At 59.1% G+C, this 22,256-nt stretch carries 11 protein-coding genes and 9 pseudogenes; 10 read left to right on the top strand and 10 right to left on the bottom strand.

The window, feature by feature from the left end; all coding sequences use genetic code 11:
• Positions 1–58: 58 nt before the first annotated feature.
• Complete coding sequence (locus HDG33_RS18815; protein WP_260330491.1) at positions 59–478, bottom strand: DUF3331 domain-containing protein; 420 nt, start codon at positions 476–478, stop codon at positions 59–61.
• 113 nt (positions 479–591) lie between these two features.
• Here HDG33_RS18815 and HDG33_RS18810 point away from each other — a divergent pair, with 113 nt between their 5' ends.
• A complete protein-coding gene (locus HDG33_RS18810) occupies positions 592–915 on the top strand; it encodes a hypothetical protein (RefSeq protein ID WP_184032075.1) in 324 nt (107 codons plus the stop codon).
• A 68-nt stretch (positions 916–983) separates the two neighbouring features.
• On the opposite strand, the gene HDG33_RS18805 is transcribed toward HDG33_RS18810, so the two are convergent.
• The 3 genes and pseudogenes from HDG33_RS18805 to HDG33_RS38305 all read right to left on the bottom strand — a co-directional run.
• Complete coding sequence (locus HDG33_RS18805) at positions 984–1,715, bottom strand: nitroreductase family protein (RefSeq protein WP_260330490.1); 732 nt, start codon at positions 1,713–1,715, stop codon at positions 984–986.
• A gap of 98 nt (positions 1,716–1,813) precedes the next feature.
• Complete coding sequence (locus tag HDG33_RS18800) at positions 1,814–2,212, bottom strand: hypothetical protein (protein WP_221311468.1); 399 nt, start codon at positions 2,210–2,212, stop codon at positions 1,814–1,816.
• 364 nt (positions 2,213–2,576) lie between these two features.
• A pseudogene (locus HDG33_RS38305) lies at positions 2,577–2,764 on the bottom strand (DDE-type integrase/transposase/recombinase); the annotation flags it as partial.
• 419 nt (positions 2,765–3,183) lie between these two features.
• Between HDG33_RS38305 and HDG33_RS38300 the strand changes: the two are divergent.
• The 4 genes and pseudogenes from HDG33_RS38300 to HDG33_RS18775 all read left to right on the top strand — a co-directional run.
• Entirely contained in the window at positions 3,184–3,291 is a 108-nt protein-coding gene (locus tag HDG33_RS38300; RefSeq protein WP_184032073.1) for an efflux RND transporter permease subunit, read from the top strand.
• Positions 3,292–4,217: 926 nt separating this feature from the next.
• Positions 4,218–4,504: pseudogene (locus HDG33_RS18785) on the top strand (IS6 family transposase); the annotation flags it as partial.
• Between the two features lie 826 nt (positions 4,505–5,330).
• Positions 5,331–5,774 (top strand): annotated as a pseudogene (locus HDG33_RS18780) (IS6 family transposase); the annotation flags it as partial.
• 57 nt (positions 5,775–5,831) lie between these two features.
• Positions 5,832–6,095: pseudogene (locus HDG33_RS18775) on the top strand (transposase); the annotation flags it as partial.
• A gap of 153 nt (positions 6,096–6,248) precedes the next feature.
• Here the strand turns inward: HDG33_RS18775 and HDG33_RS18770 are convergent.
• Positions 6,249–7,085, bottom strand: coding sequence for an isocitrate lyase/phosphoenolpyruvate mutase family protein (locus HDG33_RS18770; RefSeq protein ID WP_184032072.1), 837 nt, complete (start codon positions 7,083–7,085; stop codon positions 6,249–6,251).
• Between the two features lie 449 nt (positions 7,086–7,534).
• Between HDG33_RS18770 and HDG33_RS18765 the strand changes: the two genes are divergently transcribed.
• The 3 genes and pseudogenes from HDG33_RS18765 to HDG33_RS18755 all read left to right on the top strand — a co-directional run.
• Positions 7,535–9,202 carry a long-chain-fatty-acid--CoA ligase gene (locus HDG33_RS18765; protein WP_311548343.1) on the top strand — a complete coding sequence of 556 codons (1,668 nt, stop codon included), beginning with the start codon at positions 7,535–7,537 and terminating at the stop codon, positions 9,200–9,202.
• 109 nt (positions 9,203–9,311) lie between these two features.
• Positions 9,312–9,593 (top strand): annotated as a pseudogene (locus tag HDG33_RS18760) (IS6 family transposase); the annotation flags it as partial.
• Between the two features lie 664 nt (positions 9,594–10,257).
• Positions 10,258–10,827: pseudogene (locus tag HDG33_RS18755) on the top strand (reverse transcriptase domain-containing protein); the annotation flags it as partial.
• Here HDG33_RS18755 and HDG33_RS18750 read toward each other — a convergent pair.
• The 3 genes and pseudogenes from HDG33_RS18750 to HDG33_RS38295 form a co-directional block, all read right to left on the bottom strand.
• Positions 10,803–13,022 (bottom strand): recombinase family protein, encoded by a 2,220-nt coding sequence (locus HDG33_RS18750; RefSeq protein WP_184032070.1) that lies wholly within the window; start codon positions 13,020–13,022, stop codon positions 10,803–10,805. The pseudogene HDG33_RS18755 and the gene HDG33_RS18750 sit on opposite strands and share 25 nt — an antisense overlap.
• Complete coding sequence (locus HDG33_RS37455) at positions 13,015–13,179, bottom strand: hypothetical protein (RefSeq protein WP_244144848.1); 165 nt, start codon at positions 13,177–13,179, stop codon at positions 13,015–13,017. Before HDG33_RS37455 ends, HDG33_RS18750 begins: the two co-directional genes overlap by 8 nt.
• Positions 13,180–13,222: 43 nt before the next feature.
• Positions 13,223–13,450 (bottom strand): annotated as a pseudogene (locus tag HDG33_RS38295) (DUF5372 family protein); the annotation flags it as partial.
• Between the two features lie 50 nt (positions 13,451–13,500).
• On the opposite strand from HDG33_RS38295, the pseudogene HDG33_RS38075 reads away from it, so the two are divergent.
• Positions 13,501–14,538 (top strand): annotated as a pseudogene (locus HDG33_RS38075) (reverse transcriptase domain-containing protein); the annotation flags it as partial.
• 62 nt (positions 14,539–14,600) lie between these two features.
• Positions 14,601–15,043: pseudogene (locus tag HDG33_RS18735) on the top strand (IS6 family transposase); the annotation flags it as partial.
• A gap of 103 nt (positions 15,044–15,146) precedes the next feature.
• Here HDG33_RS18735 and HDG33_RS18730 read toward each other — a convergent pair.
• Complete coding sequence (locus HDG33_RS18730) at positions 15,147–20,663, bottom strand: AAA family ATPase (RefSeq protein ID WP_184032069.1); 5,517 nt, start codon at positions 20,661–20,663, stop codon at positions 15,147–15,149.
• Between the two features lie 380 nt (positions 20,664–21,043).
• Positions 21,044–21,706, bottom strand: a complete 663-nt coding sequence (locus HDG33_RS18725) for a response regulator transcription factor (RefSeq protein ID WP_184032068.1) — start codon at positions 21,704–21,706, stop codon at positions 21,044–21,046.
• Positions 21,707–22,256: the final 550 nt, after the last annotated feature.

Here is a 22,256-nt window from a genome sequence, read left to right as displayed (position 1 = left end):
CTTAGTAGCAAAGCCGTTGCACTGCGCAAGCTGCAATGGACCACCATATCCGGTCTGCCTACTCGGCATGGCGGCCGACTGTTCCGTATACAGCAGAGGCGAGAATCATAGCCTGTGAGTTTTGTGGCTCGACACTTGTGTAGACCGGCCGGTAGACCTCATCACCTTCGCGGATGACTGATTGGCTGAATGCGCAACGACCAGCCAGTCGCGCTTTGGTGACGCGCCAAGACTGATGGCCGTAGAAGCACCGACCTGGATCGCTCCAGAGAACGATGAGAGTGGAGTTGGTCGGTCGTTCGAGAATACGAACCTGCACTTTGTCGCCCGTGCGGTACGCCGATGATGTGTCTGGTTCTGCGCTGACGCGGCTCCGGACTCTGTCATGCCTGCCATCACTGCCGGACGACAGCATCTCAAGCGTCCGACACCACGCTTGACTGTCTTTCACGTCGTCACTACCGAACATATTTTCCATACCGTTGCTGCGTCAGAACGTCTACCGCTTCGTTTTCGCTGACCGGCGCGTTCGATCTAAATTAGCATGTCGCCAAACATCGGGTAGTGACGCAAAGCCTCCAGGATACGAGCGTGAAGAAGGCCAAGACTCAACATGCTTGTCCTCAATCCAGTTTGCTCTTCAACGCCAGCCTTCAATGTGTTGTCACCCAAAGGCAGCCCGACCCCGCTTTCCATCGCAGTGGTCCCATGCTGCATGGCTCGTATCCTGAGACCGCCGCCCGAGAGCTGTTGATTTCTACCTTTGACGGTGGGGTGTTTCTGCTTTCGACGGTGGGATTTTATTTTTCCGGAAAGTCACGGGAAAGGACCAAGAATGAATATGTCTTCTGTACCATGAATCGCTCGGCACGCGGTCGGGAATGTGACGCTATCTATCTGCGAAGACGCCGTTGACGGAGCACATTTCTTCCCGACGCATCGTGCAGAGGTAACTTAACGGGCAGCCCACGCCGCGATCGCAATCAGCATAGCCAGCTTGAGAACTCCTCCTCCGTTTTTTTCATGCCACCGAAGCGGGGCACAGTGCAACCGTCGGCAGGGAATCCCGTAACCAAAAGCAAAAAGGGCCTTTCCCAGGCCGGCCTTTGACAGATATCGTTAAGAAATCCCATTGGACTGGGCGTATGTGTCAGAGTCGCTAAGCCTGCCTCGTGCAGAGCGGCGATCAAAAATCCCGTCGCGATACCAGTTGAGTGCGGAACGTAGTAATGTTTGATACGTCGACCATCATCCAAGCTGGTATGATTAACGGAAAACACTGCTATCAGAACGGGCGCAATCTCCAAAAAGGGCTTGCTTTCGTCTGAACCTAGCGGCTTCAACGTATCCAGCCATTCCTGCGGCGCTCCACTTTCATAGAAAGCCTTTTCTTCCTCTTCAGCGGCCACTCTTATACGTCGTTTCAAAGCCGGATCTTTCACAACCGCAAAATGCCATGGCTGAAGATTGGCGCCCGAGGGCGCCGTAGCGGCTGCTCGCAATGCGAGTCGAATCACCTCGTCAGGCACCGGGTCCGCCGAAAACTCACGCACGGTCCGCCGCCGGCAAATGCTCTCGTAAAAGGCCCGTGCATGAGACTCCATCTCAACCACCGGGCGGCGACAATATCCATTCAGATCATCAAACTGCGGCTCACATCCTATATACAACGGGAGACAATCTCGGAACTTCATCTCTTCATCTGCCGTTGACATTTTTGACTCGACCAGGTTGGTATTAACCGAAGACCATTAAACGGGCAGCGCGTGATCCTAACGCGTACCTGGTACCGCTTATTCCAAGTGTTGCGTTGTCATACGCCGTCCAAGTTCTCTCGCATTGCCAGAGCAGTTGCTGGGAACACGATATTTGCTAGCGCCTGTTCGATGCGTTTATAAAGCCGGCACAGTTTGAGCGGTCCGGTACTGCCGTCCGTGCTTGACAGACGCAGCAACCGCTCCTGTTCGCGCCGATTGACAGCTTGATCAATCAGGATTGCGTTGATCCCAGCAAGCCGCGGCACCGGAGGCCAAGACATCAGCACATGAAGTTCGACGCCATCCACCACAGATACCGCACCGCGAAGTCGCACGAACTCGGTACCTAAGTCACCGCCAAGCAGGGCTTCGACGGCTTCGACGTCGCGCACGAGTCCCTTCTGGAGCACCGAACCGCGACGCTTCAGTGCGATCGAACTGAACGCGTAACGCACATACGGCGTCAGGAAATCCGGGCGGCGCGCACACTCCCGGGCCGACCCTTCATGACGTCGAAGACGCGCGCCCAGGCTGCATCCCACACACGATATCGATTCGCTGGAGCGGCCAGAAGGGTCAAAAAACCATCGCGGGACTGGGCCATGTCAGTTCAGGCGTGCAGAGATCGAATCCTATGTATCGCCTACCCTTTCAACCATGCCGCGCACGCGGCATGGTCAAGAGTGGAATGGTACAACTGCAGGTGTGACGACGATCAGAAAGCTGTCGACTGATTTTTTGGGCTGTGGTGCAAATTGCTGCTCGCGAGCGAAAAACGGGCGATTCATTGTTGCATCAGCGTGCCGAAAGGACGGCCATTCAAGCAGCGGACATAATGGTATCTTTGAGCCGCAACCGTGAAAGATCGAACTGACCTTTCGTATGCGATGCATCAATTCAATGCCAGCTATCGTAATGGCCGCATTCCGGAAGCGTTTGAAGCCGAGCATTGCATTGTTGCGATGATCCTGCTCAATCAGGTTGTTCAGATACTTCGATGGTCGCACTTTCGTGCCCGCTGGCGGAAACCGGTCCGTCTTCATTTCACGCACCGCGCGGTGACGCGCAATGTAACCTATCCCAACGTTAGCCGCGAACAAGGTCCGTCTGTCCTCGTCCTTCACCGTTCTAAGGTGGACGTTTCATCATGGTACGGACTTGTACTCGCCATATGTTTCGCGCCCGTGACGATTTGGTTGCGCATGAATCGCCCCGGATTTCGTGGCCATCTTTTGCACCGCACCGCCGCACAGGCGGGTTGCCTGCACAAACTGACTGACGCAGCTGGATTTCAGCTGAAAATCGCACGCGAAACACTCCCGAACATTGCGTCCGTCTTCATGACAAGGCGCTTTTCAACAACCTGCTAAGGAATGAGGCGCGCGAAAATTATCGGCGTTGCCATTCCGCTGGTGGTAGGCGCGGTGTGTATCTGTTCCAACAAAACTGGCGCGCCACGATAATTCCGGTTGTCTCCGTTCCGGTGTCATTGGTTTGCACGTTCGCGATCCCTTCGTGCTCTTTGGCGCGATAACCTTTCGTTGTTCGGACTGGTTCTGGTCGTCGGGACCGTCGTGGTTCCGACTCTGACATTGCGCGGAAAGCTCAGCTTCGGCTCTGTCACAGATTCCGCCGGCTGCGAACTCGAGGTCTTTCACCAGAACAAGACGTGTGCAGCCATCGCCCGCGAGCTACTCGGCTTCATCTGGGACATCCGAACGCGACTGCAGCAAGCCTGAGCGTTCGCGCAGCTCCCTTCTCCATTCACTGATTTCCGGAGGCGCTATTGCAGAACTGACGTGTTCCGTCTGATCGGTAACGCGGCACCGCGTACGATGAAGAGAATCCTCGGTTTTTTTGAGCAAGCGACTGCGTGATCTCCTTTATTAAGAGTGAGGCAACCCCGTGATGGAAAGATGAAATGCGGTAACCAGCCCGCGAATATGAGCTCGATCTATCGTCGACAAACAGCCCGTATGCCGCGCTACCCATCAGGTCGAATATCGCTACGGCGTAAAAGCACGGCGTCTATTACATCGATGTGTGTACCCTATGCCGTGAAAGTGGTCGACTAGTGTTCTACTGCTGTAGCGTTATTTTCAATCGGCCTCTGTCTCAGGCGGCCGACTACTTATTGTCACTCTTACAAATACCTTCAGACCACAAAACGGGACAAGTATGCACGGTCTCCGCAAATATCTGGGGTGGGACGGTAAGCGGCAATATAAGGCCAAAGAAACGCCAGCGCCGTCATGCCGTGAATCTATTGAAGAGCGTTTCCTCAAGTTGATGGACCTAATGATATGGTTGTCGGCGACGGGTATTTTTTGTGCGATGTTGATCTTTCTGACTGTGTCTGGCGAAAGCAGGTGATGTGCAGCCTCCGCCAAGCCTGTATGGTTCTGTCGCGCTAACGCGATCCCGTAGAATCTGTCGAAGCGCAACGCACGACGAAGCCTGATGGGAAAAACAAAGACAGCACGGAAGGCGCTGCCGGCAGGCATTGGCAAAGTTCTGAAGCGACTGCACTATCCTATCCCTTAGACGTGATCCTGCTGTGTGTTCGGTGGTACGTGGCTTACTCGTTGAGCCTGCGTAATCTCGAGGAGATGATGGCCGAGCGTGGAGCCGAGGTGGATCACTCGAGCGTGCACCGCTGGGTCATCAAACTCGTGCCGTTGTTCGATAAGGCATTCCGACGAAACAAGCGCGCGGTGGGCAAGAGCTGGCGCATGGACGAGACCTACAGTACGCCCAGCCAACGTAGCCTGCCTGCACGGGGGTGAAGTTGCTTGAGCATGTTTGGAATGCAAAAAACCCGGAGAAGTTGTCGTTGCGGTACCGGGGTATGCCCTTTCTCTGCTGCGAGAGAAAGTGAGCCGAAGCGGCGGTGACTTGCCGACACTGGCAAGGTGACGAAGTCCGTGGGAAACGGGGCTTGCGGCGAAGCGGTTACGCCAAGATGAGCCTCCAGGCTGAGCATGGGACGGTTGAGGAACACGAACCTGTTTGAACGCATCTGAGGGTTGAATCGTCACCCCTGCCTACACCGCTTAACAGGCAGGACGCGGATTGTTGCCGATCATATGTACGGCCCGGCAACGCGAATGCTGACTGGATATGCAGGCCCATCAGCAGGGAGCCATGGAGAGCGCGCAGCTAGGCCGTGGTATTCGCGACGACTTGCGGCCAGCAAGGATAAAGACTGCGACAGGCAGCCTCGCCCGTGCGCTTGAGTCCAGCATGTGAACTGGGGAAGGCTTGCACAGATGTTAAGGGAGTGTGCCCCCGATGATGTGCAAGCTGGCGGAGCCTCCGTAGTAGTCCGAGGTCGGGAAAGCCGGCTACATGGCGAAGGGAGGCAGTTGAAGTGGTTTGCCTGGTTGATTAACTGACTGTAGTGAGGTGAAGACCTTCGATAATCAGTGAAATACAAAGCAAACTGGTGGCACGATGGCATGGTGTCGCCTTCGATTAGAACGACACTTCAGCGGAGAGCCGGATGCGCTGAGAGGCGCACGTCCGGTTCGGGGAGGAGAGGCAGGGAAATAGTTCGACTACGCCCTGTCTCTTACTCCACTCAAGGTCAGAGGCCACTGGAAATACTTGTACCGGGCTGTCGACAAGGAGGGCGCCACGGTGGATTTCCTGTTGCGCGCCCATCGGGACAAGGCCGCTGCCCGCCGCTACCTCGAGAAGGCGATAGCGCACAACGGTGAGCCTGAAACGATCACCGTGGACAAGAGCGGCGCCAATCTGGCCGCGCTGGAAGCGCTCAACACCGAACGGGGGACGCCGATCAAGGTCCGCCAGAACAAGTACCTGAACAATGTCGTCGAGCAGGACCATCGTGCCGTCAAACGCATCGTCAAGCCGATGACGGGGTTCAAGAGTTTCCGGTGCGCGCGCATCATCCTGTCCGGAATCGAGCTGATGCATATGATTCGCAAAAGACAGATGCGGGACGAGCGCGATATCAAAACTGCGGCCGAGCAGTTCTATTCGCTGATCATGTAAGCATTCCTATTCATACCGCATTGCACGCGTCTCACTTCTCTGATCGCGACACATCCGCAGGTCATCCCGTTCTTCGCTTATCCGCCGGAAGTGCGCAAGATCATATACACGACCAATGCGATCGAAAGCATGCACATGCAGTTGCGCAAAAACGTCAAGAACCGCGGTCACTTCCCCAGCGACGAAGCCGCCAGCAAACTGCTGTACTTGGCCTTGCGCAACATTGAAAAGGATTGGAAGATGCCACCTATCACTTGGCGGCAAGCAGTCAATCAGTTCGCCATCCTGTTCGGCGAGCGATTCACCGCCGCCATCAGCTGAGACTGATTCACCGCCGCCATCAGCTGAGACTTCTAACCAACCTCAGCACACGAAATTCCTGACACGTCCCCAAGGGACGGATAAGCCTGGCTCGCCCGTACAGGTCCAGGCGCCATAACCGGGTCCGCCGCGCGCCGTCAGGCTCGCATCGGCTCAAGCCGTCTTGCGCACGGCGGCGAACAGATCGGTAATCTCTTTCATCGAGGCTGCTTCGTTCGTGTAAGTGAACGTGCCGCGCCCGAGCATTTCCTGAGCGGCGCGCAGCATCGCGCCCAGCGCCGCACACGCGAGCGCCCCGCCGACGCTGATGCGCCTGACTCCCATCTGCGCGAGATCGTCGACGGAAAACGGCATGCCCGCCATGCCCATCAGCACGTTGACGGGCCGGTCGACGGAACTGACGACGGCCGCGATGTCCTCGCGTGTCCTCAGGCCCGGCGCATAGAGCACGTCGGCGCCCGCTTCCTGGAACGCCTGCAGACGGCGGATCGTGTCCGCGAGATCGGCGCGGCCGACCAGATAGTTCTCCGCGCGCGCCGTCAGCGTGAACGGGAACGGCAGCGCACGCGCCGCTTCCACCGCCGCGCGCACGCGCTCGACGGCGAGATCATGCACGTAAATGGGATCGCCGGCGCGGCCCGTCGCGTCCTCGATCGAACCGCCGACGACACCCGCCGCAGCCGCCTGCCGGATGGCCTCGGCCGCGTCTTCCGGCGCGTCGCCGAAGCCGTTTTCGAGATCCGCGCTGACGGGCAGATCCGTCGACGGCGCGAGTTCTGCAAGATGGCGCATCGTCTGCTCGCGGCCGACGGCGTTGTCCGGCAGGCCGAGTGAGAACGCATAGCCCGCGCTCGTCGTCGCCAGCGCCTTGAAACCGAGCGCTTCGAGCAGGCGTGCGGAACCGATGTCCCACGGGTTGGGAATGACGAACGGCGCGCTTGCCTCGTGAAGCGCGTGAAACGACCGCGCCTTGTCTGCTTGTGTTGTCATGGACGCTCCATCGGTCACGATGCGGAATGGGCTGATTTGCCCGGCGCTGGACCGCCACCGGACAAAAGCGGTAAGAAATCGAACTCAGGTTTCGAGTTTCGCGTCCATCGTCATCCGTGATCCATGCTGTATGAATACACAGTATTATACTGTCACTATCCAGTTTCTGCTACATCCCCTTCAGCCACGCCGAGCGGCAACGGGAGGTATTTCCGCGCGCCCAGGTCCCGGTCTTTCCCGACAGCGGACACTGGCCGTTCATCGATAATCCCGAAGCGGTCGCGGGCGCCGTCGTTCCGTTTCTTCGTTCTCAGGTGGGGAACGGCGCGCTACGTCCAGCGTGACAGCGATTGCGCGAACGGATTTGTCGCGAAGGGGGCGCGGCTATCGTGACACCTCGTACCCGGCGATAACCGCTAACGTATCCGATCGCACCATGGAGGGATATTGTGAGTCGATCACCATTCTGGCCGGCCAGACTCTCGCAACATCTGAGCGCGCCACAAACGTCGCTCTACTACAACCTCGAGGTGGCCTCCACTCGTTATCCCGACAAAACCGCGATCTACTTTTACGGCGCCGCGATGAGCTACGCGCAGTTGCGGCGCGAGGTCGACACGCTGACCGGCTTCCTGCAGCATCGATGCGGCGTAGTGCGGGGCGACCGCGTCGCGCTCTTCATGCAAAACAGCCCACAATTCGTGGTGGCTTTCTACGCGATTCTCCGTGCAGAGGCGGTCGTAGTCCCGGTCAATACGATGAGTCTCATTTCAGAACTTCAACATATTGTCGAAGACAGCGAAGCGTCCGTCATGATCCTTGGCGACGACCTGCATGCGGTCGCTGCCCCGCTGTTTGGCAAGATAGTCAACCATGCGGTGGTAGCGCACTATGCGGACTACCTGACCACGGTAACCGACCTGCCACTGCCGCCGGTACTGACTCAAAACATCGATATCCCAGTCCGTCACGAAGCCTGGACTGCGGCGAGCGCTTTCAGCACGACAAGCTGGCACGACGCTCTTGGTGCCGACAAGCCGGTAGCGCCTTATCAGGGATCGTCTGACGACCTCGCGATCATTCTCTACACGTCAGGCACGACTGCGGCCCCGAAGGGCTGCATGCACGCGCACCGTAACGCGATGCATGTTGTTGCCGCTTCGGCGCAATGGTGCCAGTTGTTGCCGGAATCGGTCGTGCTTTGCTCAATGCCGATGTTTCATGCGACAGGAATGCAGCAATGTATGAATGTGGCGCTCCTCGCGGGCGCGACGTTGGTTGTGATGACACGCTGGGATCCCCGCTGTGCTGCTCAATTGATTGAGAGGCACAGCGTAACCATGTGGATCGCGATCTCGACAATGATGGTCGACTTCATGAGTCAGCCCGATCTCGAGCGCTTCGATCTGCGTTCGCTCGCATGCCTTTCGGGCGGCGGATCGGCGATGCCCAAGGCCCTGGCGGATCGGATACAGCGCTGTCTGGGCGTCCCCTACATGGAGGGCTATGGACTGTCCGAGACGATATCAGCGACCCACATCAATCCGCCCGAGCACTGCAAGCGGCAATGTCTTGGCATACCGATCCATGACACTGAATCAATGGTCGTCGATCCACAAACGCTTGTGCCCGTTGCCGTGGGTGTGGCTGGCGAGATTCTCATTCACGGACCTCAGGTCTTTGAAGGCTACTGGAAGCGTCCGGAGGCCACCCGTGACACCTTGGTTGAAATTGATGGGCGACGGTATCTCCGAACCGGAGACCTAGGCTTCGTCGACGCAGACGGCTACTTCTTTATGATCGACCGGCTGAAGCGGCTCGTTAATGTCTCCGGGTACAAGGTGTCACCCGCCGAGGTTGAAACTGTGCTTTTCGAGCATCCGGCGATACAGGAGGCGTGCGTTGTCGCGGCGCGCGACCCGCGCACTGGCGAAACGGTCAAAGCATTTGTCGTGCTGAGAGCTGGAGTCAACGCGAGCGCCCAGGAAATCATCGAATGGGCGCGAACACGAATGGCGGCTTACAAAGTCCCACAAATCATCGAATTCATCGGTAGCCTTCCGCGGTCCGGTAGCGGCAAAGTTCAATGGAGGGATTTGCAGCAACAGTGTCTTTAGAGTTGCGCCCCGCGACAGGATGGCCGCTGAGGACCCGAAAGCGGGTCGGTTCTGTCGCGCTAACGCGATCCCGTAGAATCTGTCGAACCGCAACGCACGACGAAGCATGATGGCAAAAACAAAGACAGCACGGAAGGCGCTGCCGGCAGGCATTGGCAAAGTTCTGAAGCGACTGCACTATCCCTTGGACGTGATCCTGCGGTGTGTTCGGTGGTACGTGGCTTACTCGTTGAGCCTGCGTAATCTCGAGGAGATGATGGCCGAGCGTGGAGCCGAGGTGGATCACTCGAGCGTGCACCGCTGGGTCATCAAACTCGTGCCGTTGTTCGATAAGGCATTCCGACGAAACAAGCGCGCGGTGGGCAAGAGCTGGCGCATGGACGAGACCTACAGTACGCCCAGCCAACGTAGCCCGCCCACATGGGGGTGAAGTTGCTTGAGCATGTTTGGAATGCAGGACCCGGTGGAGTTGAAGTCGCAGTACCGGGACATGCCCTTTCTCTGCTGCGAGAGAAAGTGAGCCGAAGCGGCGGTGACTTGCTGACACTGGCAAGGTGACGAAGTCCGTGGGAAACGGAGCTTGCGGCGAAGCGGTTACGCCAAGATGAGCTTCTAGGCTGAGCATGGGACGGTTGAGGGACACGAACCTATTGAAACGCATCTGAGGGTTGAATCGTCACCCCTGCCTACACCGCTTAAGAGGCAGGACGCGGATCGGCGCCGGTCACACGTATGGACTGATGCCGCGAACGCTGGCTGGAGATGTATGCCGGCCAACTGGAACCACGGAGAGCGCGCAGCTAGACCGTGGTGTCTGCGACGACTTGCGGCAAGCAAGGATAAAGACTGCGATAGGCAACCTCGCCCATGCGTTGAGTCCAGCATGTGAACTGGGGAAGGCTTGCATAAATGACAAGGGAGTGTGCCCCCGATGATATGCAGGCTGGCGGAGCCTCTGTAGTAGTCCGAGGCCGGGAAAGCCGGTTACATGGCGAAGGGAGGCAGTTGAAGTGGTTTGCTGGGTTGATTAACTGACCATAGTGAGGTGAAGACCTTTGATAATCAGTGAAATGCAAAGCAAACTGGCGACATGGTCGACGGAGGACAAAGAACGCAAGTTCGATCGACTTCTGAGACTGATTGCCGACAGGATTTGGCTGAGTGAAGCGGCTCGCATTACGCTGGCCTCCAGCGGAGCTCGCACGCCGGGTGTGGACGGTGTCAGCAAGCGCATGATGGAGGAGAATCTCCAGCATGAACTGGCGACGATACGCGACGAACTGTTGGCGGGCTCGTATAGTCCGCTACCGGCGCGCCGCGTGTACATCCCGAAAGCGAACGGCAAGCTCAGGCCACTCGGCATCCCGAGTCTGCGGGATCGAATTGTTCAACGGGCCATGCTGATGGCGATGGAGCCGATCTGGGAGAGTGATTTCCACCCGGCTTCACATGGCTTCAGACCGGCCCGCAGCGTACACCACGCTGTGCGCATGGTGAGACTTCAGTTAACGGCTGGAGATGAGCAGAGTGCTGCGGGACGTTGGGTCATCGAGGGCGACCTCGCCAGCTACTTGGATCTCTCATGGCAATGCCCCTTGGTTCATGAAGTGCGTTCGAAGAAGTCCGGCTGATCGTTGACGACCTTGATACGTAAGCCTTTGGCTCGTCCACGACGGACCAGTACCGCGTCGAGTTCGCCGCGCTTTACACGCTGCAACACCGTTTGACGGGAAACGCCAAGTCGTCGCGTTGCGACTTGCATGGCGACGTATCCATCAGGAGTACTATCAACAAAGAGACCACGCAACGCTTCCGTGATGCGAATGCGCCAAGGTGCGCCGGTCGTGGGATGCTCGCCAGCGATGAAGCCGGCGTTGACCCAGCGGTGGAGTGTCGACGGTGCGGTGCACAGTACCCGGGCGGCCTGGCGAATGCTGAGCAGTTCTCCTTCAGGCCGTTCAGCCGGTGGTTCGAAGCAGGGAATCTTCCAGTGACGGCGCAGGTTGCCAACAAGGTTCTGGTTGAAACGAAGGCCCTGTGCGCTCAGACGGCCTTGCGCGTTGAGGATGCCTGCGATGGTCGCATCGGGATAGTGCTGCGCGAGTCGACGTACCAATGCCAGGGTATCTTCGTCGGTGCGAATGGTGGCAGGACGCGAGCGAGGTAGTGCAACATCGCATTCGGTGAGCTTGCCACCGCGCCAGCGCAGCTTCAGATGAGCCTGATATTGTTCGCGATTGACGGTAATCGAAACCTCCTCGAGTAGCGTGCGCAGCAACTGCTTCCTGTCGCGCACGGCGAGGCTCGGTGCCTCCCATAACCGCTGGAGATCCTGGCCGAGCGAGAGCAGGTTGTGTCGTTCCTGAGCACTCAATGTTCGCGGACGAAGTTGTTCACGACGGGCAAGCTCCTGCTGTGCCTGCTCGAGTTCGTACAACTGCTTCTCCCATTGCGTTTCGAGCCCGCGTGCGACGAGGCGGTTCTCGGGATCCACGGCACGGTATCGCCGCTCGGCACGCTGTGCTTCATACTGCGCCCGTTCAACGCTCAGGCGCCACTGCGCGAGCGCGGCATCATGATCAGCTTCGAGACGTTCAGCCGCGCGTACGGCAGCCTCAAGGCCTGCGGGTTCAACCGCATGGAGAAAGGCCTGAGTAACTGCCGCGTCGATTTGCAGGCCGCCGACGTTAAGGCAGTAGACGCCGCGACTATTCTCGATCCCTTTGTTCGAGCAGTGGTAACCAGGCGTCTGGTTGGTTCCACGATAGTGAGTTCCAAGTTTGCGGCTGCAGTGGCCACAGGTTGCCAGACCTTGCAGCAAGGCGGTACCTTCTCTCACGGCGCCGCCGGCTTCGTGGGGGCGGGGCTTGGTATTGGTAGCCAGACGCATTTGATTGGTCTCGTAGGTTGCCCAATCGATGTAACCTTCATGGTGATCGCGGATGAGCACGGACCACTGCGACTGAGGCAGGTGTCGTATCCGTGTCTTGAGCACACCGTGCTCGTCGACATAGCGTTCTTTGCGGCTCTTGCCGTAGCAGTAGGCACCAGCATAAACCGGATTGGTGAGCACGTTGTAGATCGCGATGTAGGTAGGTGCGACCCAGCGGATCGCTTCAGGGGTGCTGTAGTTGAGCTGCAGCGGGAACGATAGGTTCTCTGCGCGAAACCATAGCCAGACACGGCGAGCTGTGCCGAACTCGCTAAAGCGGGCAAACACCGCACGCAGCACGCTGATAACGGCTTCGTCCGGATGCAGTCGCACCTCGCCTTCAGCCTCGCCCCAAACCATTCCAGTAGGCAGACCTCGGCGCAGCTCGCCCCGCGCAGCCTTGTTCCGGATGCCACCATCGAGACGCGCACGCAGGGTATGCAGTTCGGCCTCGCTCATCGTGCCCTTCAGGCCGAGAAGCAGGCGATCGTTGAAAAGCGCCGGGTTATACACGCCGTCGGCGTCGCCGATAAGCGTATCGGTCATGGTGCAAAGGTCGAGCAACCGGTACCAGTCAGAATTGTTGCGCGCCAGGCGTGACACTTCGAGCCCGAGAATGATGCCGGCGTGCCCGAGTGCGACTTCGGCAGTCATGCGTGCGAAGCCGCCGCGGCTTGCCGTAGTGGCCCCCGAAAGCCCCAGGTCGTCGTCAACTACGCAGACGTGCTGCTCGGGCCAGCCGAGGGCGGTGGCTCGCTGGGCGAGCGCGTACTGGCGTTGCGTCGATTCACGGTTGTTCTCAACCTGGTTGGCGCTGGACTGGCGAATGTAGACGAACGCGGTGCGCTGCAAATGACTGGGACTAATCTTGCTGGTGGCCTCACTCATCATCGTTCTCCCGCTGGCCCTGACGGCTTTGCGTCACGACCCTGGCGATTGCGCGAGCGAGTGCGTCGATCACCGCGTCGCGCGCCGTTTGGTCCAGTTGTTCCCATAGGCTGCCGTCGTCCGACGGCAGGTCCGCTAGGGGCAGGTTCAGTTGCATCGTCGCTCTCCTGTTCCGTCTGGCGCAGTAAAGCGTCAATGATCGCGCGAGCGCGGAGAAGATCGGCGAGTGAGCCGATGGCGTCGGCTCGCGAAGCTGCGGCGATGGTGACGCCGTCGGCTGTGGACGCTGGGAAGTCGGTCCAGTCGATGGGAATAAGTCCGCGGGACTCGTCGGGAAGGATCAGCAGAAGGTGTAATCGGCCGGCGCGTTGCCGTCGGCTGATGACCTGTAGGCGCTGGCCTTCGAATGGATGGCCTGCTCGTGTGATGACGACCGATTCAGGAACGTCGTGGGATGGGGTAGTCTGTCGTGGCTTCCTTCGACACCGTTCATCACCGCCTGCTACTGAAGGGGATCCGCAAGCGCATCGCCGATCAGCGCTTTCTTGCCCTGCTCTGGAAGTTCATCAAGGCGGGCTGCGTTGATCATGGTCTATTCCGTGCCGCTAGTGAAGGTGTTCCTCAAGGCGGAGTTATCTCGCCTCTGCTGTCCAACATCATGTTGCATGAGTTTGATGCGTGGATGGAAACGAACTTCCTGAACAAGAAGGTACGCAAGGACCGGTGGGCGTGGAACTTCGCTGTTCTCAAACAGCGGCCCATTGCTGTGCGGGAAAATCGACAGTGGAAACCAGCAGTATCCTACTGTCGTTATGCGGATGACTTTGTGGTGGTCGTAAAAGGAACCCGCGCGCACGCCGAAGCAATACGCGAAGCGTGTCGGGAGTTCCTGGAAGGCAAGCTGAAGCTCACGCTGAATATGGAGAAGACCCATATCACGCATGTGAATGACGGTTTCGTCTTCCTCGGCCATCGAATCATTCGCAAGCGCGGACCACGCGGCAGCATGCGACCGGTGACGACAATTCCGTGGGAGAAGTATCGGGGCTTTGCCGAGCGGCTGGTCAAACAGCTGTCAAGCAATTACAGCATGAACCGGATGGATATGGTGGAAAGCCTGAATCGGCAACTGATGGGATGGGCAACCTTCTACCAGTACACCGACTACACGGCGACCCTGTTTAGCAGGTTGGACCGAACCGTCTTCTGGAAGCTAGGATATTGGCTTGCGCACAAGTACCGGCGTGGCTTCCGGTCGCTAATGCGCGATCATATCCGGGCCCCTGAACCGGGGAGGGCCACGACATGGGTGCTGCAAGGCCTGGATAGTCGGGGTCGGTACGGTGAAGTGGCGCTTCGGCGCCTCGTCACCAGCCGCAAGGGGCGATTCACTTGGCGAACCCCCATTGAAAATCCGTACATATTGCGCGATGAGACACGCCGCACCATCGAGTCGCGCTACGCTGATGTTGCCTTTGCTATGAGCGACACCTCAATGGAGAGCCGGATGCGCTGAGAGGTGCAAGTCCGGTTCGGGGAGGAGAAACAGGGAAATAGTTCGACTACGCCCTGTTTCTTACTCCACTCAAGGTCAGAGGCCACTGGAAATACTTGTACCGGGCTGTCGCAAGGAGGGCGCCACGGTGGATTTCCTGTTGCGCGCCCATCGGGACAAGGCCGCTGCCCGCCGCTACCTCGAGAAGGCGATAGCGCACAACGGTGAGCCTGAAACGATCACCGTGGACAAGAGCGGCGCCAATCTGGCCGCGCTGGAAGCGCTCAACACCGAACGGGGGACGCCGATCAAGGTCCGCCAGAACAAGTACCTGAACAATGTCGTCGAGCAGGACCATCGTGCCGTCACACGCATCGTCAAGCCGATGACGGGGTTCAAGAGTTTCCGGTGCGCGCGCATCATCCTGTCCGGAATCGAGCTGATGCATATGATTCGCAAAGGACAGGTGCGGGACGAGCGCGATATCAAAACTGCGGCCGAGCAGTTCTATTCGCTGATCATGTAAGCATTCCTGTTCATACCGGATTGCACGCGTCTCACTTCTCTTATCGCGACACATCCGCGTTAGGTCCCCGATGGTCGAACTGCGCCCCGTTTTGGCGTACCACCTACCGACTCGAGCTTGACAGAGCCGTTTGATGGGCTGGCATGGCGAATTGAACCACCGCGCCGCGTGGCACGTTTGAGCTTGCCCATAACCGTCCCCGATGCCCTTCGATGATCGAACGGCAGATCGACAGCCCCATCCCCAACCCGGTGGACTTCGTGGTGTAGAAGGGTGCAAAAGCCTCGTCAGGGCCGCCAAGACCAAAACCAGGCCCAGAATCGCGCACAGTCACGAGCACACAGTTCGATTCGACTTCTGTACTGACAACCAGTTGTCGCTCTCCATCGCTGACGCCGCTCATCGCCTCTAGCGCGTTCATGATCAGATTGAGTAGCACCTGCTGTAGTTCAACGCGGTCTGCTTCGATGAATGGCAAGCCCTCCGAGAGTCGCGTCTGTACGGAGGCGCCGCTCTTCGCGGCTTCGCCGCGCGTGAGTTCAATCATCTCGCGGACGGCCTCGTTGATGTCCACCGGCTCTCTGCGCGGTGGCGCCTTCCTGACCAGATTACGGATCCGACCTAGCACGTCCCCCGCTCGACCCACATCCTTGACAATCTGCCTGAGCGTCTGCCCTACCTCGTCAATGTTCGGAGGCTGGGCATTCAGCCAACGCAGCGCAGCCTGGGCATTGGTCACCGTCGCGGCAATCGGCTGGTTGACTTCGTGTGCAATCGAAGCCGTGAGCTGCCCCATGGTCGCGACACGGTTCGCGTGAGCCAGTTCCGTCTGCACCTCGCGATAGCGCCGCTCGCTCTCCCTGGCCTTTTCTTCTGCCTGCATGCGCTCACTCAGATCGAGCACGAAAGCGACACCTTGCTGCCGGCTTGCTTCGAATGCGGTCGCACCAAGCATGACGGGCACGCGGCTGCCGTCCTTCCTGATGTATTCCTTCTGGAACGGCTGCGCGCGCCCCGTCGCCCCGATCTCTGCCAGGGCCCGTTCGTCGCGCTCACGCCACTCTGGCGGCGTCAGGTCCCCCCAGTGCACCCGACCTGACACCAGATCTTCACGCTCGTATCCTACTATCCGAAGAAAAGCGTCATTGGCCTCCAGAATCTGGCCACCGACATTCCAGACGATGATCCCGATGATGTTAGCGTCGACGAGGCGCCGGATCTTCGCTTCGCGTTCGGCCAGATTGCGGTACAAACGGGCGTTCTCCAGCGAGATCGCAGCCTGCGAGGCCAACAGCGTCAGCACGGCGATGCGGGCCGGGCTGAACACGCGGGCAGTCAGACTGTTTTCGAGGTAGAGCGCGCCGGTGAGCTTCGCCTGATTCATCAACGGGAAGCAGAGAATTGAACGGGAGCGATGCTGACGGATATAGGGATCTGCGGCGAACGGGGACTCAGCCGCGGCATCGTCCACAAAGACGTTCTCCCCGGTGCGCAGAACATGATAGAGGATCGATTCTGGAAGGATTTCGCTGCTGACCGGTACATTTCGCAACTCCAACCGCGGCGCGTCACCAGTGGTTGTTGCTTCCGCCGCTATCCGCTCTTCGCCGCCGTCGGAGAGAATCAACACGCCCCGTTCGGCACCCGCCTGTTCAATCGCTGTGCGCATCACCATTTCGATCAGCTTGTCCAGGACGATCTCGCCCGAGGCAGCCTGCGACACCTTGATCACCGTCGCAAGGTCGAGGTGTTCGACCGGCGTTGAAATCGTCGTCGTCGGCCCGGGCGCACACTCTTCCGCCCTCAGATATGGATACTTCTCCTCGAGTTGCCGCACCTTCCCGTCGGCGCCCCAACGCAGATAGCCATAATGGGCCTCCCGCAGATACACACGGGCAATCTTCCCGAAACCGCGCGCCGCGTAAAAGCGGGACGCGAGTTCGTTGGCGAGTGCCTCACCGTGGACAAAGCCGCTGTCCTGCGCCGAGCGGATGGCCTGTTCGTACAACTCCATGGCATCCGCTACGCGACCTTCGATCCGGGCGATCTCGGCACCGACCAGCGCGGCGCGGTCCGCGAAATTCTCGGGGCAGTATCGCGCCCAGATCTGAAGCTGCCGGTAATGTGCCGCGAGCGCGTCCTGGTGTTGTGGCCGCTCGTCGGCCGGCGCGCACTCGCACCAGGCGACCCGGGCCAGCGCGCCGTAAAAGTGATATTCGACTTCCTCAACTAACGAGGATTTGGTCGAGAGCAGCCGTTGCGCCTTCGATGCAGCACCCATGGCTGCCGTATGGTCGCCGGCGAGATAGCGCGCCTGTAATTTCCGGGTCCAATACCACCACTCAGCTATTGCCAGGGACGGGTTGCTGGACAGATGGGTTTCAGTGCCAAGTTCATCGAACTGCCCGTCGTCAAGGCAGCCGAACGTCGGTGTCAGGCCGCGAAGCATCCGGATCAGCGCGAGTTGTGTGGTGATAATGTCAATGACGAGACCGAACCGGACCTTCCCGGCGTACGAAAGGCCGTGTTCGGCTTCGCCTTGCACCTCTTGCAGCGGCTCGCCGGCGAAGAGCAGGTCCGAGTTGAGGTTGCAGCACGCGTAGGACCCATACGCGATGTCTCCAATCTTGTTCGCCGCTTCGAACGCACTGCGCAGCAGATCGCGACAAGCACGTACTGGTTTCAGCCAGCGCATGACATAATTCGCGAAGCAAAGATACGTGCTCGCCTCGAACCGTCTTAGCCCACGTCGTTCGACGAGGTGGCAGCCGAGCTGGCCGAATCGAAATCCGCCGTCGTAGTCATCGAAACGCGGTCCGGTGAATCTGCCGACATTGGCATAGAGCATACATGAAGCATCACAGTTGCCACGCTCGAGGCTCAGACTCACCCCCTTGCAGGCCGTCAGGGAAGCCAGGTTCGCATCCATAAACAAGGCAGGCGCGAAAAGCTTGCCCAGCACCTCGACGGTCGCGAGCGAGGACGCGTCCTCCATCATCGGTAAATCGATGAGTTCCTCGATGGTCCGGTCCCCAAGCGCTGTCGCGATGCGCTCATATTCCCATCGCACCTCCTCGTCGTCCGGATGAGGTGACCACTCGATGCCGACATGCCGGAGGTAGGCGAGGCACACGGCGACCGCGCGGTCGCTCTGATCGAGAGTCGTACAGACATCTGTGTGCAGGCACGCGACGCTGGCTCTTTCGACCGTGGTCGTGACCCGATTCGATAGCGCCGCCAAGCGCTCGTCTGCGACCCGTAACTGGCCGGTCAGGAATTCGCATTCGGCCCTGTTCAGTTCCAGCGCAAAGATCAGCTCATGCCGACGCTCCCAGCAATCGTCGTTCAATAGTTCGGCGCCGGTGACGAGATAGGTGAGCGCCGAGACATAGGCTGTCGACGCCTTGGCGCGCTGGCCAGCGAGCAGGTTGAACCCGGCCAGCTGCTCCCGCTCCTCTTGTTCGGTGATCAGCACCGACGCGCGATTGAGCTGACCGACGAGCTCGAAGATCACCTCCTCCTGCTTATCCGGGGGCGTCCCTTTGGCGAGCAGCCGCCCAATCCGCAGATGGGCCGAGGTCCGCAAGGCTTCGGGGATCAGCGAATAGGCGGCTTCATGAACCCGGTCGTGAACAAACCTGTAGGCGCCCTCCAGCCGCTCGACCAGTTCCTGACGCATCGCCTCCCACAACGCCGCGTGCACCTGTGCCTCCGGGACGCCGAGAACCGTCGACAGGGTCCCGATCCCGGCGACGTTCCCGAGAACGGCAAGCTGCTGCAACGCGTGCAGCGTCCCTGCCGGCAGCCGGCTCAGCTTGCCGACCATCAGGTCCACGACATTGTCGGTATAGCCCTTGGCATGGATGCGACCCGGATCCCAGCACCACTGCCCCGCATCATGATCAAAGGTGAGCAAATCTTCTTCGACAAGCGCGTGCAGAAACTGGATGACAAAGAACGGATTGCCACCCGTCTTCTCATGGACCAGTTGCGCCAGGGATACGATCCGCGCCGGCGCGCAGTGAAGCGCTTCCGCGATTAACTGACTGATATGCTCACGGGCGAGCGGCGCCAGCGCGATCTCATTGATCTTGACGCCCGCGTTCCTGATGGCCTGGAGCTTGCCCATCAGCGGATGTGTGGCATCGACCTCGTTGTCACGGTAGGCGCCGACCAGCATCAGGTGCCGTAAATCCGGGTCTCCCAACAGATCCTCGAGCAGGTCGAGTGTCGCGGTGTCGAGCCACTGCAGGTCGTCGAGAAAGAGCGCGAGAGGATGTTCCGGTCGCGCAAAAACACCGATGAAACGCCGGAACACGAGCATGAAACGGCGTTGCGCCTGTTGCGGCTCAAGTTCTGGGACGGGTGGCGGCTCACCGATGATCAGCTTCAGTTCGGGGATGAGGTCAGTCATGAGCCGCGCATTATGCTCGAGCGCCACTAGCAGAGCGTCTCGCCAGCTCGCCAGCTCCGTGTCGGGCTTGCCGAGCAGCGGGCGCACCAGGCCTTGAAATGCCTGGACCAGCGTAGAATACGGGATGTCGCGCTTGTACTGGTCGAACTTGCCGGACGCGAAGAGCCCCCGCGGCGGCACCAGCACCTTATGCAGTTCATTGACGACCGAGGATTTGCCGATGCCGGAGTAGCCGGAGACCAGCACCAGCTCAGGCGGACCGCTCCCAACAATCCGCTCGAACGTGGCGACCAGGGTGTCGACCTCGCGCTCCCGCCCGTACAGCTTCTCCGGGATCATCAACCGGTCAGGCGTGTCGTGTTCGCCGAGCGCGAAAGCATCGATGCGGTGCCGATGCTGCCAGTCAGCGAGGCAACGTTGCAGATCCTGCTCAACACCGACGGCCGTCTGGTAACGCTCTTCGGCCGTCTTGGCAAGCAGCTTCATGACGATGTCTGAGACCGCAGCAGGGACGGTCTGGACCAGTTCATACGGCGGCACCGGCTTTCTGGCGATATGGCAGTGCACCCATTCCATGGCATCAGCGGCCGTAAACGGCAGCACGCCAGTCAGCATCTGGTAAAGCGTGACGCCGAGCGCATAGAGGTCGCTGCGCGAATCGATCGAGCGGTTCATCCGGCCGGTCTGCTCGGGTGCCATATAAGCGAGCGTGCCGGCGATCGTCTCGGGCGGTTCCGGCGCCTGCCGCTCGCGCGGCAACCGGGAGGCAAGACCGAACCCGGTGAGTCGGACCTGTCCGTCGGTGCAATGTACGAGGATATGCGCGGGCTTGAGATCCTTATGGACAAGGCCGCGCTGGTGAAGCTTGCCTAGCGCTGCGGCGATGCCGACAGCGAACGGCAAAAAATCTCCCATCTCCATCGGAGCGCCAAGCAGACGTGCGAGCGGTTCACCGCCCGGGTCCTCTAGCACCAGCAGAGTCTGGCCGCTTTCGCGCACCAGGTCCAGCGGCCGCGCCGCCCACGCGCCATCAAGTTCGTCTCTCAGGCTAAACGCGTGAACGAGGCGGTCAAAGGCGGCAGGTAAAGGATGCTCCCCGGCGGGTCGCACCAGCAGGACGTTCTGGCTGCCACCTACCCCCACGCGCAGCGCCCGACAGACGACGCGATCGCCGTCATCCCACAATACCTGGAGGTTGTTACCCATCGGCAACGGAGTCAAATGTAGGCCGTCATCTAACGCGTGGGCTTCAGGCCGCCGCGCCACGCGGGTTGCGACCCTACATTTCGGCGGCTAGGATTAGATCAGCATACACTTCAGTGAACGCTGCGCAATAGATAGTACTCCGAGTAACATGCAGGGACCGACGTCCTGACTACACTGACAGCCGCCCGACGCCGCGGCGCATCACTGAGACAGTATGTCGCGACCATCTTCACTACGCCATTCCCAACGACGAGACAGGTCGGTCCGTCCCGACGCCATCGCTCGTCGGTCATCACGGCTGCCGGGCGCACCGCCCCGGGGAGGCAAAGCATCGACAAGAGCAGGAACGGGCTCTCGACCTCGCCGCTCCGGGACAAGTTTTACGACTGGGCATTAACGCCCAGCGATACCGATTTTCTGACGAGATCCGCGAGGGTTCGCGCCCCCATCTTTCGCATCAGCTGAGACCGATGCTTCTTCACGGTGATTTCACAGAGATTTACCTTGGAGGCAATCTGCTTGTTCATTAGCCCCGCCACGACGAACCCCATAACCTCCCGTTCGCGCGGTGTGAGGGAGTCGTAAGCGACGCGCAGCGCCGCAACCGATTGTTCCGCGGCAAGGCGTTCGCCGTCGCGCGCCAACGCATTGGAGACGACATCCAGCATCTCCTGGTCGCGGAATGGCTTTGAAAAAAAATCGACTGCCCCCGCTTTCATCGCCTGCACGGTCATCGGGATGTCACCATGACCGGTCATGAACACGATTGGCATGCGCAAACCGCTCCTAGCAACATGCTCCTGTAAGGCAAGGCCATTTTCGCCGCGCAATCGAACATCAAGAATCAAACAACTGGGCGCGGCGTACTTTGGGAAGTCGAGGAAATCCACGGACGATTCGAACGTCTCTACACGTAGCGCGACCGACCGGAACAAATTACGTAGCGCGAAGCGCATCGACTCCTCGTCGTCGACCACGTAGACGACTGACTCCTTGTAATGTTGTATGCCTCGGACCGAAGTCAAATGTGAACCCGGATTCATCTCACCTCCTCCTTCCGACTGATGATGCGCTGGACGCCGCACCTGACAATGCAGTCCGAGATACTGCACATTGGAATAATATCGTTCCGCTGAAACCCGTCCTTCACGGGAGTGTTCATTTCAATCTCGAGGGCGCGCTGCAGGCGCGAAGACATGCTCACCGATATATTCTTGATCCTTGCTCTAACTAAGCCTACTTCCCTCGCGTCGGCACGAACAAGATGCTCCGCATAGTTCCTCCTGAAAACTGATAGACCGGGCCTCAAGACGTCTAACGATCCGACGTCAAAGCCACATTGCGGATTTACCAAGTGCCATTGACTGCTCCGGCTATCGGCACGTCTATGATTGAACCATTTAGGGTTCACGTTACAGCAGCTATAGCAAGCAAATGCGCTTCAGCTCCACGTTCGACGATCAACTTTTCGGTTGAGCCCCGGTACGAATGTCTACTCGTCATATGCATTTGCGCCCACTACGATCCAGTTGTGCAGTACATCGGACATAGCGTACCCCTCGAAACCAGCCGTCACATCACGCTGCGTTGCGA

The sequence above is a fragment of the Paraburkholderia sp. Cpub6 genome (assembly GCF_014201065.1).
Taxonomy (GTDB): Bacteria; Pseudomonadota; Gammaproteobacteria; order Burkholderiales; family Burkholderiaceae; genus Paraburkholderia; species Paraburkholderia tuberum.
This window is presented reverse-complemented; position numbering and strand designations above follow the sequence as displayed.

Coding starts and splice junctions, on each gene's coding strand:
- HDG33_RS18815 (WP_260330491.1), bottom strand. CDS start 478: ATGGAAAATATGTTCGGTAGTGACGACGTGAAAGACAGTCAAGCGTGG.
- HDG33_RS18805 (WP_260330490.1), bottom strand. CDS start 1,715: ATGTCAACGGCAGATGAAGAGATGAAGTTCCGAGATTGTCTCCCGTTG.
- HDG33_RS18770 (WP_184032072.1), bottom strand. CDS start 7,085: ATGACAACACAAGCAGACAAGGCGCGGTCGTTTCACGCGCTTCACGAG.
- HDG33_RS18750 (WP_184032070.1), bottom strand. CDS start 13,022: ATGAGTGAGGCCACCAGCAAGATTAGTCCCAGTCATTTGCAGCGCACC.
- HDG33_RS37455 (WP_244144848.1), bottom strand. CDS start 13,179: ATGCAACTGAACCTGCCCCTAGCGGACCTGCCGTCGGACGACGGCAGC.
- HDG33_RS18730 (WP_184032069.1), bottom strand. CDS start 20,663: ATGGGTAACAACCTCCAGGTATTGTGGGATGACGGCGATCGCGTCGTC.
- HDG33_RS18725 (WP_184032068.1), bottom strand. CDS start 21,706: ATGAATCCGGGTTCACATTTGACTTCGGTCCGAGGCATACAACATTAC.